Here is a 15,075-nt window from a genome sequence, read left to right as displayed (position 1 = left end):
ACGACGTTAAATTACAAATTCTTTAGCGCAATTTTTATCATTTCCTCCACTGTTAAATCCATGCCGCCATTCTTCACTGCATTATCAATGGCTTTCTCTGCAGGCTGCCTGGTAAAACCAAGCATCAGCAAGGCAGAAAGCGCTTCTTCGCGCACCGTGTTATTTAATGGAGCGGCGATTAGAGAGCCGGTACCTTCTTTCTTCAGTTTATCCTGTAGTTCGAGTACCAGACGCTGGGCAGTTTTTACGCCAATGCCTTTGATGCGCTGGATCAGCGGAAGGTCGCCTTGTACAATGGCTGTTTGAATTTCAGCAGGTGTAATAGAAGAAAGCATCATTCTCCCGGTATTGGGTCCGATTCCGGAGACGGAGATCAGGTGCAGGAAAAGTCTGCGCTCCCCTTCCTCGGCAAAGCCGTAAAGGGTATGCGCATCTTCCTTAATATGCAGCCAGGTGTATACCTTGCAACGCTCGGCATCACCCAGACTGCTGTATGTATTCAGCGATATATTGATGTGATAGCCAATCCCTCCAGTTTCTACAACAATATAGGTAGGGCATTTAAAGGTCAGTTTACCATCAATATATTCAAACATTATACTTTTGTTTTACGTTTTAAAAAGCCACCTTTTTTAGGTTCAGCTTCAGTTTCTTTCGCCTGTACATCTAATACGGCGATTGTTACCATATTCACAATCTCGCGCACTGAACTTCCCAGCTGCACAATATGAACAGGTTTTTTCAGTCCCAGTAAAATCGGGCCTATGGCCTCTGCGCCGCCCAGTTCCTGCAATAATTTGTAGGCAATATTTCCAGATTCCAGGTTAGGGAATACCAGCGTATTCGCCGGGGCATCTGCTAACCTGCTAAAAGGAAAGTTGTCTTTTATCAAAGCATTGTTAATTGCGAAGTTTCCCTGCAATTCACCATCCACCACAAGGTCAGGATGTTTTTCATGCAATATTTTCACCGCTTTACGAACTTTCTCCGGAATAACCCCCTCGTTAGAACCGAAGTTAGAATAAGAAAGCAAGGCAATTCTCGGTTTGATGTTAAACCTGCTCACTGCACGTTCCAGCAATAAGGTTAAATCTACAAGCTCTTCGGCCGTTGGATTTACATTTACTGTGGTATCACCGAAAAACACAGGCCCTTTGGTGGTCATCATCATGTACATACCAGCCACACGGCCAACACCTTCTTCTGTACCAATGACCTGTAAAGCAGGTTTAATGGTGGAAACGTAATTCTTAGTCAGACCAGAGATCATGGCATCCGCTTCACCGAATTCCACCATCGAAGCACCGAAGTAGTTACGGTCGCGCATTAATTTACTTGCCTCATAAAGGGTAACACCTTTTCTTTGTCTTTTTTCAAACAAAGAGCGGGCATATTTATCCATGCGTTCAGGCTCTTCAAAAGGATCGATGATCAAAACGCCATCCAATTCCAACGAACTATCCCTGATGATATCCTGGATCGCCTGTTTGTTACCTAAAAGAATAGGGACGGCAATATTTTCATCCTTAACAATCTGTGCAGCTTTTAAAATTTTATAATTATCCGCTTCAGCAAATACCACCCGTTTCGGGTCAGATTTAGCTTTGCTGGTAATGGCACGCATAATGGCATCATCCTTACCTAAGCGCAATTTCAATTCTTCTGTATAAGCATCCCAGTCGGTGATGATCTTGCGGGCTACACCAGATTCAATTGCTGCTTTAGCCACAGCCACAGAAACATTGGTCATTAACCTGAAATCATTCGGTTTAGGAATGATGTAATCTTTACCAAACTTGATATTCTTTTCATTATAAGCCATGATCACGGCTTCAGGAACTGATTTCTTCGCAAGAGCGGCAATGGCTTTCACTGCTGCAATTTTCATTTCCTCATTAATGGCAGTAGCACGCACGTCCAAAGCACCCCTGAAAATATAAGGGAAACCCAAAACGTTGTTCACCTGGTTAGGGTAATCAGAACGGCCGGTAGCCATAATCAGGTCCTTACGGGAAGCGATGGCCAGGTCGTAAGCGATTTCAGGGTTAGGATTTGCCATGGCAAAAACAATAGGGTTTTTCGCCATTGACGCTAACATATCTGCGGTTACACAGTCAGCAGAAGATAAACCAATAAAAACATCAGCATCTTTCATCGCATCACTTAAGGAATGCATATTCCTGGTGGTGGCAAATTCGGCTTTCAGATCGCCGAGGTCAGCACGGTCTTTTCTGATGACGCCTGTTCTGTCGCACATCACAATATTTTCCAGCTGCGCACCCAGGGATACATATAACCTAGAGCAGGAAATGGCAGCCGCACCGGCACCATTCACTACAATTTTAACTTTTTCTAATTTCTTTTTTTGTAATTCGCAGGCATTTAACAAAGCTGCAGCAGAAATAATTGCGGTACCATGCTGGTCATCGTGCATCACCGGAATATTCATCACCTCTTTCAGGCGGCGTTCTATTTCAAAGCATTCAGGCGCTTTAATATCTTCGAGGTTGATACCACCGAAGGTAGGCTCTAAAGCTTTAACGATTTTAACAAAGTCATCAACGTTAGTGGTATCCAGTTCCAGGTCAAAAACATCAATATCAGCAAAGATCTTAAATAACAGGCCTTTACCTTCCATTACAGGCTTTCCTGCTTCCGGACCAATATTTCCTAATCCCAGTACAGCTGTTCCGTTACTGATTACAGCAACCAGGTTTCCTTTAGCGGTATACTTATAAACATCATCTTTATTCTCAGCGATCTTCAAACAAGGTTCAGCGACCCCCGGGGAATATGCCAATGTTAAATCTCTTTGAGAGTTAGTTGGTTTTGTTGGTACTACCTGGATTTTTCCTGGCCTCCCCTGCGAGTGATAATCTAGAGCGTCTTGTTTTTTGTTCGTCTTACTCATTTACTCTTATTAAAGGTTACATCGTAAAGCGCAAAGTTACGATCTTTTAATAAGCAACATAATAAAACGGTCTTAGATTTTACCGGAAACACGGGATGTTCCGCGATCTGGCGAATAGGAAATATATTCTTTGGTTGGTTTAGCGGGTATTTGCAACGCTCGCTCCCCTTGATTTTTAGAGACAATCAGGCGTTGCCCGGGCATCAGCTGCGATCCCTTCAATTTATTCCAGACCTTCAGGTCCTGCACATCTACATTGTATTTTTGAGCGATCACCGATAGGCTCTGTCCCCTGATTACCCGGTGGTATTGAACAGCAATTGCACCCTGGCCCGTTCGTTTACCGGTATTGGAAGCCAGGATAACCTGAGGCTGCTCTTCCGTATCAATTTTATTCAGGACATTAAATACCGGGGTAAAGTTATCAAGCGTTACACGAGGCATCACAATCCGTTTGGGCGATGCACTTGTACCGTTCACGACCTTCTTTTTATAAGATGGGTTTAAGCTTAACAACAAGGCTTCTTCCACATCAAGCGCTTTCGCCAGTACCGGCAGCGACACATAACGGTCCACCTGTACAACATCTGTTCCTAAGGCTATTTCAGCATCCTGTTTTTCAATATCATGTGCTTTCGAAAAGTTCATCACATAAACTGCGGCAATGAACGCAGGAACATAGTTCCGGGTTTCCATTGGCAGAAAAGGCCTGATATCCCAAAAATCTCTTGAATTTGCTTTTTTAATGGCACGGTCAACGTTACCACGACCGCAGTTATAAGCCGCAATGGCCAGCAGCCAGTCACCCAGACCTGCATAAGCATCCTTGAAATAAGCCGCCGCAGCATGACTTGCTTCTACCGGATCCCTGCGCTCATCCACATAACTATCCATTTTGAGGCCATAGCCCTTGGCGGTAGCAAACATAAATTGCCATATGCCTGTTGCACCCACCCTTGAAATCGCTTTGGGATTCATGGACGATTCAATGATCGGTAAATACTTCATGACCTCCGGAATGTCGTTGTCCTTCAGGGCTTGTTCGAAAATGGGGAAATAATAATCCGAAAGTCCCAGCATTTTACCCATCTGGTCTTTACGGCTACTATAAATTTCGATGTATTTTTGTACGTATTCGTTATACGGCAAAGGCACCTGGTCCTGCAGGGAGTCCAGTCTTTGTTTGTAAACAAAATTATAGTTATCAAAGGAAGGGGTTTCTTCCAGCACCATCGGAACCGTGGTGGTATCATTTATAATAAGGGGATCAAACTGCTGGGCCTTAGCCGTAAAGCTTATTAAAGCTATTATTGAACAGGTGAGTAGACTTACGCATGTTTTCATAGGCTCTGTTAAGCTAACGCTCAATTTGATGAATTTACATTCTTTTTTAATAATTATTCGGATTTATTTAAGAAGCTATCAGCGAAAGATAATAATATCTCTTCCTTGAAATTTCCTGACATAAACTGTAAACTTAACGGCAAACCTCCACCATTATTGCCCAAAGGAATGGCAATTGCAGGAATTCCCGATAATGAGGCTAAAACTGTGTAAATATCAGCCATGTACATCACTAAAGGATCCTCCAGGTTCTCACCAATTTTAAAAGGAGGCGTTGGGGCAACCGGTGTAAGCAGCATATCATATTCTTCGAGCAAGGCAGCAGTCTTATCCCTGATCAGGCGTCTTACTTTCTGTGCTTTCTGGTAATAGGCATCATAATAGCCGGCACTCAGCACAAAAGTACCCAGTAAGATCCGGCGTTTCACCTCATCACCAAAACCCTCTGCCCTGGATAACTTATACAAGGCATTAAGGCTTGTTGCTTCGGTATTGCGGTGACCATAATGAACACCATCATACCTCGACAAATTAGAAGAAGCCTCCGCAGTGGTCAACACATAATAAGTGGGCACCAGGTAATCCAGCAAATCGAAGGACACATAATCAATGGTATGGCCCGCCGCTTTAAGCTTTTCGATGGCCTTCAAAATTGATGCTTTAATTTCGACATCAAGGGCTTCACTTTCCAGTGTTTCCTTTAAAACCGCAATTTTATATTTCTTTCCAGCCGTACTCAAGTTACTGTAAACAGGCACAGGCTGTTTAGACACGGTGCTGTCGTATTCATCCGCTCCGGAAAGCACTTCCATCAGCAAAGCCGCATCACTCACCGAAGAGGTAATGGTTCCCACCTGGTCAAAAGAAGAAGCGTAGGCAATGACCCCATAACGGGAAATCCTGCCGTAAGTCGGCTTTAAACCAATGCAACCGCAAAAGGCAGCAGGCTGGCGTACTGAACCACCTGTATCCGTTCCTAAGGCAGCAAGACATAAATCTGCCTGCACAGCAACAGCAGAACCGCCGGATGAACCACCCGACACCCGCTCTTCATCCATGGCATTTTTAACCGGACCGTAAACAGAAGTTTCATTGGAGCCACCCATGGCAAATTCATCACAGTTGAGCCTGCCAATAATGATGGCATCTTCATCCAGTAACCTTTGCACCACGGTGGCGGAATAAGGAGCAACAAAACCATCAAGCATCCTGGAAGAGGCACTCACCCGATGGTCTTTATAACAAATATTATCTTTAATACCGATCACCATTCCAGCAAGCTTCCCTGCTGTACCCTGATCGATTTTTTCTTGAACTCCCGCAGCTTGTTTTCTCGCACTGGCAAAAAACACCTCGTTAAAGGCATTCAATTGCTGTTGTTGTGAAATCTGATTGAAATAATACTCCAGCAAGTCGGGCAAGCTGGTCTTTTTTTGATCAATAAGGATTCTTATCTCTTTTAGAGAGTTAAATTTCTTCAAAACTACAGGAGGTTATTAATGAATGGGAAAAATTACAACGGCTTGTTTACTTTATTACCATCACGGTCATAAGCATCAGCATCCGTACCCTCTTTACCCTCTTTAAATTCTTTAACGCCTTTACCCAGGCCACGCATTAATTCAGGAATTTTTTTACCACCAAAAAGAAGTAAAACAATCACAAGGATAATTGCAATTTCCGGAGCACCTAATGCCATTAATAAGGTTGAGTTTAACATGTCTTTTTTATTAAATATTGTTATTTGGTTTTATTTCGTCTTTTGAATCTGCAGTAAAAGTATCTGTATCAGCAGTTGAAGTCGCCTGGTCAGCATCAGCGGTCACCGTTGACGTTGCATTATCAGTATCCGCCGTCACCGTTGAAGTTGATGAATAAGCTGAAGCCGAAGGACTGTCTGTTGAAAATTCTTTTTCAACATCCATTGCGTTGATATTTCTGTGGATTTCTCTCTTCACCCCTTCCGAAGCGTCCTTGAAATCCCTGATGCCTTTTCCTAAACCACGGGCCAATTCCGGCAATTTTTTACCTCCGAATAGCAAAAGCACCACCGCAAGGATAAGCATAATTTCACCACCACCCATATTCAAGAATTCTAATAATGTTCCTGTGTACATTGTTCAAGCGTATTAATATTGGTTACAAATATAAGCATTAATCTCTAAAATAATTTATCTGGCAATCCAGGCTTCCGGATTCTGTGCAGTGGTACCTCGCCAGATCTGGAACTGCAGCTCAGGTATTTCTCCTGTATTCGCCACCACGCCAATCGCCTGTTTGGTACTTACGGCATCACCAGCAGAAACACTCACCGAGCGCAGGTTTTGATAAACGGTAAAATATTCACCATGTTTAATCAGCACCAGGTAGGTACCTAGGCTATTCATCACCCTGGAAACGGTACCATTAAATACCGCCCTTACCGTTGCCCCATCAGCAGTCTGGATAGTTACCCCGGTATTGTCATAACTTGCCTGACCTTCCTTGTGCCTTCCGAAACTTTCGGTAATGGATCCCTGTGCAACCGGCCATGGCAATGAGCCCCTGTTACCCACAAAAGCTGCAGAAAGTTTCGCTGCTTCCGGTGTGGCTGTTAAATAACCTGCAGAAGTTTTTTCTTTAGGCGCTTCCGGCGCTGGCCTGTTTTCGGCCTTGGCTTTTGCTGCCGCAGCCCTGGCTGCCTCTTCCTCACGTTTTTTAATCAGGGCAATCTCCCGCTGAATCGCTGTACGGATCTGGCGTTCCAATGCCTGCAACTGTTTTTTACGTTGTGTAATATTTCGGCTATATTGTTTTTCTTCCTTGCTATACTTGTTCAACACCTGTGAACGCTGGTTTTTATTCTTCCCTAATTTCTCCCGTTCCTCCTCCTGTTCTTTCAGCAAGTTACTTTTTTCTTTTAAGCTTTTATCGAGGATAACGATCTTATAGTTCAGGTTTTTTTCGGTACCCTGGATGTAATTCGCCTGTTTTTTGCGGTATTGACCAAACTGCTGCAGGTATTTAATGCGCTTGTAAGCCTGGTTAAAATCATGTGAAGCGAAGATGAACATCATTTTATCATAGGCGTTCTTGTTCCGCTGTGCAAAACGGATCATTCCGGCATATTCTTTTTTCAGCTGCGCCAGTTGTTCTTTCAGCGAGCGGACCGTATTGCTGTTTTCGTGAATCTGGTTATCGATGTTTTTGATCTCCGAGTTAATCACGGTGATCTTGCTCTGCATCAGGTTAATTTTCGTACTCAGTGCCCTGATCTCGCTGAGGGTTAATTTCTTAGCCTTCGCCGCTTTGTTCAGGTTCTTTTGCAACAGCTCAATTTCCCGTTGGATGGCTTCTTTTTTTCTTTTTAATTGCGCACTGCTTTGCGCAACCACCTGAGTTGCACAGACCATCAACAACACAAAGAAAATTATTTTGGATAACTTCATTAATTCAAAAGTATAAAAAATTAGTTTAGAACTTCAAACCTTTTAGGAACAGTAAACGGAAAATCAAGGGTTACATTGCTTTCAATTTTAGAAAAATCGAAGGTAATGTCCACCTTTTTGGCGCCCGACATCGAGTTGAGCTGCATCCCTGAGGGAAACAGCGAACCGTTCACTTTCTGGTAATCCCCATAAACCACTTTCAAAGCCTGCGCCGCACTGGCATGGTTTAAATTAGTCTGCGCTGCTTTCAGCAAAGTATTAAATAAGATCTGAAAGCCCAGGTTATTTCTTGTTCCCTTTAACAGCCATACCCCGTTCTGCAGCTCCAGGTCAGCATCCTGCCCTAAAAATTCATCAGGCGCATTTCCCGTCAGCAGGTCTTGCAGCAACTTAAAGTTGACCTCCCTATTGGCGTAAGTATGGATATAATTAAAAGGCTTCTGCAGCACTACACCTTGCATGCGGTTCAATACCAGCAAGCTGTCCGGCGTCACCAAAACCCTGGCTATTTCCATGTTGGCGATGGCCGAGACGCGCATCCAGATCTTTTTATCTTTCAGTATCCGGATGTTCACGGACACATTATTCTCCTGCCCATCCATGTTCAACTGTGCTTTACCGGTTAAGGATAGCGTCAGAAAATTGATGTTATTGTTTTTCAGCAACAACAGGTTTTCTGCTTTTCCCGTATTTACTGTATCTACTTTTACAACCGGGGGAGCAACGACCAGCTTTTTGCTTTTGCAAGCCGAAAAAGTCAGTATCACCATCCCCAGAAATAATAACTTATAGTTATTTGCTATCATCTTATCAATTTCCCTTAAACGGTAATGTTACTTACCGGTATGTCCGTAGCCACCTTCGCCACGGGCAGTATCATTCAATTCCGCTACACTTTGCCAGGTAATCGTTTCATGCTTGGCAATTACCATCTGTGCAATGCGGTCACCATGGTTCACTACAAAATCAGTATCCGAAAGGTTCACCAACAGCACTTTAATCTCGCCCCTGTAATCGGCATCAATAGTTCCGGGTGCATTCACGATGCTGATGCCATGCTTGTAAGCCAGGCCACTGCGCGGACGAATCTGCGCTTCAAAACCCACAGGCAATTCAATATGTAAACCTGTTGGAATCAAAACACGCTGCAAAGGTTTAATCACCACCGCAGTTTCTACAAAAGCACGCATGTCCATTCCAGCCGCATGAGCAGTTTCATATTGTGGCAAAGGTAAATCAGACTTGTTTATAATGTTAATATTCATGTTCGTTATATATAGTGTTATTTAATTATTTTGATCCTAACATCGCCCTGACCTCATCTTTTTCGCAGTAAAAAATAAACCCTAAAAAGCCCAGCAGCAGTGCATTTCCAATATAAATATTTCTAGCGAAGACCCAAAAAGAAAGCACGACTAAAACCACTGAAATACCAAGGTAAAGCAGAATTCTGTTTAGTTTATAAGGAATAGGGTAATATTTCTGACCTAAAACATAGGAGATGACCATCATTACCCCATAGGCCAGCATCGATACCCAGGCCGAACCCATATAACTGAATTTAGGGATCAGCAGAAAGTTAAAAACGATGGTGATCGCTGCGCCCACCAGGGAAATGTACAAACCATAGCGGGTCTGGTCAGAAAGCCGGTACCAGATGGATAAATTCATATAGATGCCCAGGCAGAGGTAGCCAAACAGCAAATAAGGGATCGCCGGCAAGCCCACCCAATATTCTTCCCTGCGAATAAAATATTTTAACAGTTCAATGTTCGCCACCAGGGCTACAAAGAGTATAGCCAGTGCAATGACGAAGAAATGAAGGATCACCGCGTAAGTCTGCCTTGCATTGGCATTTTTGGCATAGCTAAAAAAGAAAGGTTCGGCACCCAGCCTGAAAGCCGTAATAAAAATGCTCATGAACATCGCGATCTTACAAACAGCACCATAAATACCGACGTCAATATCAGCAATACCCGGGGGAAGCAATTCGCTCAGCACTATTTTATCGAGGTTTTCGTTGACGATAAAAGAAAGATTGGCCACTAAAACCGGCCAGCTGTAAGAAAACATCTTTCCAAACAGCACTTTATCAAATTTCAGCTGCAGCTTCATGAATTCCGGCAGCAGCAGCAACAGCGTCACCACACTGGCGATCAGGTTCGATATAAACACATAACCTACCCACTGGAAACGGTACCAGGAGGCAAACCAAGCCGACAAAGGCCATTCATTTTTAATGAGCAGGGGGATGACGAAAATAAAGAACAAGTTGAAACCGACGAAGGTTCCGATATTTAAAAACTTGACGAGACTGTATTTTAAGGGCCTTTCCTCTGCCCTCAGTTTAGCAAAAGGAATCACACAAATGGCGTCCACAAACAAGATCCCGACAAACAGCTTTATATATTGCTGGTAATCCGCCAGGCTGTTTTGTATATCCCCCACTTCGCCACTGTAAGTCCACAACGCAAGCTGGTCTGAGAGCACAAAACCGGAGATCAAAAATAAGATACCTAAAGATAAAATGCAGAGAAAGGCATTGTTATAGACCTCCTGTTTTTTATCCTCATGTTTGGTCAGGTAGCGGAAAAAAGTACTTTCCATACCAAAAGCCAATACGGCATTAATCAAAGAAGCATAGCTGTAAAGCTTGGTAAAAACCCCATAAGTAGCCGGTCCGTAAACGCTGGTATAAATCGGCGTAAGGATGAAGTTAAACAACCTTGAAAAGACTGTACTGATCCCATAAATGGCCGTCTGACCAAGGAATTTTTTAAATGGCGACACGTGAAACCCTCATCTTTATCTTTTAATTACTTCAAAATTCTGGTAGTTTTTCACTGTGCCGGGGTTCACTGTGACCAGCTCCACAACGGCACGGTCTGGTCCGTCATGGCACCATTCCAAAAATACATCCAGCGACACCTCATCGCCTTCAGCTTCTATGAATACACTGCCATCACTTTCATTGCGGATAATGCCCCGAACACCCATTTGATCAGCCACCATTTTAGTAACCGCCCTGAAAGAAACGCCCTGTACCTTACCTGTAACCTTTATGTCTATATGCTTCATATCTCGTCGTCATGATTTGCCACCGTCATCATCAGTTGCCTCGTCATCCTGAATTTATTTCAGGATCCAATTGTGGTCAAAAATTTTATTCAATTATATGGTATAAAATCCCATGCAAAGATGCATGTTCCAGAGAAATTATTCAAAGTATTATACAGCTAATCCTATAACGTACATTAACCTCGTTTTAAAAGATCCCGGAACGGCGTCCGGGATGACGAAAAAAACAATCCCGCAACGGAACCTAGTCAAACGCCAATTTCCCCAATCTTTCTTTTTCGCGTAAAAACTCCTGCCAGATTTCCTGCAGAATTTCCGCAGCCGGCGCCACTTTGGTTAATCCAGCCGATACCTGGCCAATTTCAAGTTCACCTTCCTCGAGGTTTCCCTCAAACATACCAGCCTTTGCCCTGGCCTTGCCCAGCAGCACTTTCAATTCCGCGGCCTCCGCTCCTTCTGCTTCCGCCTTGGCCACCGCCTCCGCAAAAGCATTCCGCAGCAGGCGCACGGGCATTAATTTGTGCAGCCTCAAATGCGTATCCCCCTCCACCGCATTTACAATCCGATCTTTAAAAGCCGGATGGGCCGAAGATTCTTCCGACACGGCAAATGCAGAACCAATCTGGACACCGGAAGCCCCCAAGGCAAAAGCAGCCAGCATCGCCGCACCACTACCAATACCACCAGCAGCTATCACAGGAATATGCACGGCCTTTTTAATCAGCGGCACCAGGCACATGGTGGTGGTTTCCTCACGCCCATTATGTCCGCCGGCCTCAAAACCTTCCGCAACGACAGCATCGGCACCGGCAGCTTCCGCTTTTTTCGCGAATTTTGTATTGGCGATGACATGCACAACCGTGATGCCCTGTTGCTTCAAAAAGCCCGTCCAGCTTGCAGGATTCCCAGCGGATGTAAAAACAACTTTCACCCCTTCTTCCACAATGATGTTCATGATATCTTCCACATTGGGGTACATCAGGGGTACATTCACCCCAAAAGGAAATACGGTAGCCTTTTTACATTTTTGAATATGTTCCCTGAGTACGGCCGGATACATCGAACCAGCACCAATCATCCCCAGGCCACCCGCATTAGAAACAGCAGCCGCTAATCGCCATCCACTGCACCAAACCATGCCCGCCTGAATAATCGGGTATTTAATTTTCAATAAACTGGTAATGCTATTCCCCATATGTTGTTATTTTAACCGGCGATGTAATGCTTATCTTGAACCTTCAGCAACCCCCGCTAATCTTTATTAATTAAAACGCCTGTTAATATGGCTTAAATTCATTTCGCTAAATAGATATAGCTAAAAACTATATCAAAATTAAATACCATCAACTAAACCCTTAAATCAACCTCCTGATTGTCGTTGACGCTGTAATTATTTGACCTTCCATTCCTTCAATTAAATTGATGCCTGGTTTTTTACCGGGTTCAAACGAACCCAGCTGACCTTCCAGCCCTAAAAATTCCGCCCCATTTAAAGTCCCCCAGCTTAACAATTCTTCAAACGGAAGTCCCTGCTGTTCCTGCAAAGTTTTCATCTCTGCCAAAATACTCAGCTGGTGATTACTCGCCAGGCTATCCGTACCCAGGGTAATTTTCAACCCTGCATCCCTAAAGAGCTGAACCTGAGGCAGGCGCTGCTCAATATACAAATTTGCGTTAGGGCACAGGCACCAAAACAAGTGCTTGTGCCGGGCATTGGCAAAACGGATATCTGCTTCATTAGTTAAGGTATTGTGCACGAGTAAAACCTTTCCTGAAGGTAACGCTGGCAACACACTCTGCAGCGAACTCTTGCCCGTCGCCTCAAAGAAGCTGATATCCAATCCTAAAAACGCATACAATTTAAGGAAAGCACCCTGCTTCTGTTCAAAAAACAGGTTCTCATCCACCGTTTCCTGGTTATGCATGCTGATCAGGTTTTCATGGCTGGCTGTATAATCACGGATCTCTGCAAATAATTCCTTAGAAATAGAATAAGGTGCATGCGGGATGATGGATGCTTTCAATGGTGAAAATGCAGCCTTCATCTGGAGCGCCCTTTCCATTACCGCAGCGGCTTTTTCCGGATCAAAACCCAGGGTTTCCACAAAAGTGTGGTAAAATAGCCTGCTCTCCAGTTTTGTTGCTTTTGAAACCGGCAGATTCGAAATATCCCCTACCGCCACAATCCCATTCCTATACATCTCCTCATCAGCCTGCTTCATCGCCTCCAGCACCACGTCATCCCCAGTGCCGCGGTACTTCATTACCTGTTGTACAAAACTTTGCAAACCTGTATGCGGCGGTATTTTTTGAAAAAGATGTGAAAGCTCAAGGTGACAATGTGTATTAACCAGGCCGGGAATGAGCGCAGCGTTGTAATGCCGAATATTTTCGATTCCCTGCTCCTTTGCCGACTCAGCGGATAAGATCGAATGAATGGTACCATCAGCCTCCATGGCAATCACGCCATTTATTAAAGGAGCCGCAGTTACTGGGTATACAATTGATGCAGAAAGGTATTGAAGCATAAACACAAAAGTACTTTTTTTATATATTTGTTTATCCCAGGCACAACCTCTTTCTTTACCTTCACCACCTTCACCATAAAACAGAACAAAATGGAAATGATTAAAATCTTCTTAGAAGACCTGAACCAGGAAGCAGTGACCACCAGAAAAATGCTGGAAAGGATTCCTGACGACCAGTTCAACTATAAGCCACATGAAAAAAGCATGGTCATGAAGTCGCTGGCTACCCATATCGCCGAATTACCGACCTGGATTACCATGACGCTGACCACCACTGAACTTGATTTCGCCACCGCACCTTACACAGTTCCCGAGATTAATGCCAATGCAGAACTTTTGGCCTATTTTGAGAAGAACCTCGAGGATGGCCGGAGCCAACTATTGCCAGAGAATGAAGCACACTTGCTGGAACCCTGGACACTCCGCAATGGGGAGGAGATATACAGCACCAGTCCAAAATATTCGGTGATCCGGATGGCGTTAAACCAGATCGTCCACCACAGGGCACAATTAGGTGTTTACCTGCGCCTGCTGAACATCCCGATACCAGGAAGTTACGGTCCGAGTGCCGATGAAACGGGCTTCTAAAGCACCGTCATAAAATATTTTGATATTTTAGGGTTTAAATTGCTTTTCTTTGCAAAAAGAAATTCAAATTAAACTCTACCCTCATGTCTGATACCAATACAAGATTAAATAAATATATTAGCGAAAGCGGTTTGTGCTCCAGACGGGCGGCAGACAGATATATTGAGCAGGGCAACGTATATATCAATGGTAGAAAGGCCAAGATTGGCGATAAAGTAATTTTTGGCGATGTGGTGGTGGTTAACGGCCAGACCATTGAACCAAAAGAAGCAGAAAACTCTATCCTGTTGGCATTCAACAAGCCCGTAGGAATTACCAGTACAACAGAACCCGGCGTAAAAAGCAATATCGTAGACTATGTAAACCATAGCGAACGTGTTTTCCCTATCGGCCGTTTAGATAAAGATTCACAAGGGCTAATCTTCCTGACCAATAACGGAGATCTTGTGAACAAAATCCTGAGAGCGGGTAATAACCACGAGAAGGAATATATAGTTACGGTCAATAAGCCCATCACAGATAGTTTTATTGAGGGGATGTCTAAAGGCGTACCCGTTCTGGGCGTCATGACCAAAAAATGTAAAGTCGTTAAAGAAACACCCCTGATCTTCAAAATCACGCTGATCCAGGGCCTCAACAGGCAAATCCGACGGATGTGTGAGCACTTCGGTTATGAAGTGACCAGGCTTGAACGTACCCGGATCATGAACATCACCTTGAAAGGCTTACCTATTGGCGAATGGAGAGAACTGACAACAGAAGAAATGGAGGGCATCAATCAGCTTGTTGCCAAATCCAACTCAGACAAAAGCCAGGAGCCAAAACGAGTGGTTAAAAAAGCAAAACCTGCGAAAGAAGAACCTGAGGTTTTGGTCAACAAAGACAGAAGGGCATTCTCTAAACCCGGTAAATTTGGAGCAAAAGGTGCTGCTGCCAAAACCAGGACTGGAGCAGGTGCCGGGACAGGAACCGGTAAAGGCAGGACAGCAAAACCAAAAACGGATCAAAGGCCAGGTGCCGGAGGCAGAAGTTCAGCCGCAGGAAGCACCGACTGGCATAAAACCAATGGCCCGGCGAAAAGGCCAGCCAGACCATCAAGAGGAAAATCCGGTACACCAGGAAAAAAATAGGGCTATCCGGGATACCGTTGCGCCGTTATCCCGGACACTGTTCCGGGATCTATTTCCCGAACCGCATG

At 44.2% G+C, this 15,075-nt stretch carries 15 protein-coding genes; 2 read left to right on the top strand and 13 right to left on the bottom strand.

Features of this window, described 5'->3' with window-relative positions:
* Positions 1-11 precede the first annotated feature (11 nt).
* From ruvA to WG905_RS03925, 13 genes are all read right to left on the bottom strand, one after another.
* Positions 12-596: a Holliday junction branch migration protein RuvA gene (gene ruvA / locus WG905_RS03985; RefSeq protein WP_339590412.1), complete on the bottom strand. Its 585-nt coding sequence runs from the start codon at positions 594-596 to the stop codon at positions 12-14.
* Positions 596-2,911: an NADP-dependent malic enzyme gene (locus tag WG905_RS03980; protein WP_339590411.1), complete on the bottom strand. Its 2,316-nt coding sequence runs from the start codon at positions 2,909-2,911 to the stop codon at positions 596-598. The genes ruvA and WG905_RS03980 overlap by 1 nt, the downstream gene beginning before the upstream one ends.
* A 72-nt stretch (positions 2,912-2,983) precedes the next feature.
* Positions 2,984-4,255: a lytic transglycosylase domain-containing protein gene (locus WG905_RS03975; RefSeq protein WP_339590410.1), complete on the bottom strand. Its 1,272-nt coding sequence runs from the start codon at positions 4,253-4,255 to the stop codon at positions 2,984-2,986.
* Between the two features lie 53 nt (positions 4,256-4,308).
* Entirely contained in the window at positions 4,309-5,736 is a 1,428-nt protein-coding gene (gene gatA, locus WG905_RS03970; protein ID WP_339590409.1) for an Asp-tRNA(Asn)/Glu-tRNA(Gln) amidotransferase subunit GatA, read from the bottom strand.
* Positions 5,737-5,768: 32 nt separating this feature from the next.
* Positions 5,769-5,975 carry a Sec-independent protein translocase subunit TatA/TatB gene (locus WG905_RS03965; RefSeq protein ID WP_339590408.1) on the bottom strand — a complete coding sequence of 69 codons (207 nt, stop codon included), beginning with the start codon at positions 5,973-5,975 and terminating at the stop codon, positions 5,769-5,771.
* 10 nt (positions 5,976-5,985) lie between these two features.
* Positions 5,986-6,372 carry a Sec-independent protein translocase subunit TatA/TatB gene (locus WG905_RS03960; RefSeq protein WP_339590407.1) on the bottom strand — a complete coding sequence of 129 codons (387 nt, stop codon included), beginning with the start codon at positions 6,370-6,372 and terminating at the stop codon, positions 5,986-5,988.
* A gap of 54 nt (positions 6,373-6,426) precedes the next feature.
* Positions 6,427-7,683, bottom strand: a complete 1,257-nt coding sequence (locus WG905_RS03955) for a murein hydrolase activator EnvC family protein (protein WP_339590406.1) — start codon at positions 7,681-7,683, stop codon at positions 6,427-6,429.
* 20 nt (positions 7,684-7,703) lie between these two features.
* The gene (gene lolB1 / locus WG905_RS03950; RefSeq protein ID WP_339590405.1) at positions 7,704-8,489 is read right to left on the bottom strand and encodes a lipoprotein insertase outer membrane protein LolB1; all 786 of its coding nucleotides are present in this window, start codon (positions 8,487-8,489) and stop codon (positions 7,704-7,706) included.
* Between the two features lie 27 nt (positions 8,490-8,516).
* The gene (dut, locus tag WG905_RS03945; RefSeq protein ID WP_339590404.1) at positions 8,517-8,948 is read right to left on the bottom strand and encodes a dUTP diphosphatase; all 432 of its coding nucleotides are present in this window, start codon (positions 8,946-8,948) and stop codon (positions 8,517-8,519) included.
* A gap of 25 nt (positions 8,949-8,973) precedes the next feature.
* Positions 8,974-10,473 (bottom strand): lipopolysaccharide biosynthesis protein, encoded by a 1,500-nt coding sequence (locus WG905_RS03940; protein ID WP_339590403.1) that lies wholly within the window; start codon positions 10,471-10,473, stop codon positions 8,974-8,976.
* Between the two features lie 15 nt (positions 10,474-10,488).
* The gene (locus WG905_RS03935; RefSeq protein ID WP_339590402.1) at positions 10,489-10,761 is read right to left on the bottom strand and encodes an acylphosphatase; all 273 of its coding nucleotides are present in this window, start codon (positions 10,759-10,761) and stop codon (positions 10,489-10,491) included.
* A 244-nt stretch (positions 10,762-11,005) separates the two neighbouring features.
* Positions 11,006-11,956 (bottom strand): NAD(P)H-dependent flavin oxidoreductase, encoded by a 951-nt coding sequence (locus WG905_RS03930; RefSeq protein WP_339590401.1) that lies wholly within the window; start codon positions 11,954-11,956, stop codon positions 11,006-11,008.
* A gap of 160 nt (positions 11,957-12,116) precedes the next feature.
* Entirely contained in the window at positions 12,117-13,289 is a 1,173-nt protein-coding gene (locus WG905_RS03925) for an amidohydrolase family protein (RefSeq protein ID WP_339590400.1), read from the bottom strand.
* Positions 13,290-13,379: 90 nt separating this feature from the next.
* Between WG905_RS03925 and WG905_RS03920 the strand changes: the two genes are divergently transcribed.
* Both WG905_RS03920 and rluF read left to right on the top strand, forming a co-directional pair.
* The gene (locus WG905_RS03920) at positions 13,380-13,877 is read left to right on the top strand and encodes a DinB family protein (protein ID WP_339590399.1); all 498 of its coding nucleotides are present in this window, start codon (positions 13,380-13,382) and stop codon (positions 13,875-13,877) included.
* An 83-nt stretch (positions 13,878-13,960) separates the two neighbouring features.
* The gene (rluF, locus tag WG905_RS03915; RefSeq protein ID WP_339590398.1) at positions 13,961-15,007 is read left to right on the top strand and encodes a 23S rRNA pseudouridine(2604) synthase RluF; all 1,047 of its coding nucleotides are present in this window, start codon (positions 13,961-13,963) and stop codon (positions 15,005-15,007) included.
* Positions 15,008-15,075 lie beyond the last annotated feature (68 nt).

Origin of the sequence: Pedobacter immunditicola (assembly GCF_037482985.1) — a bacterium.
GTDB classification, from domain to species: domain Bacteria; phylum Bacteroidota; class Bacteroidia; order Sphingobacteriales; family Sphingobacteriaceae; genus Pedobacter; species Pedobacter immunditicola.
The sequence above is the reverse complement of the archived record's forward strand: the minus strand, read 5'-3'. Positions and strand labels throughout refer to the sequence as shown.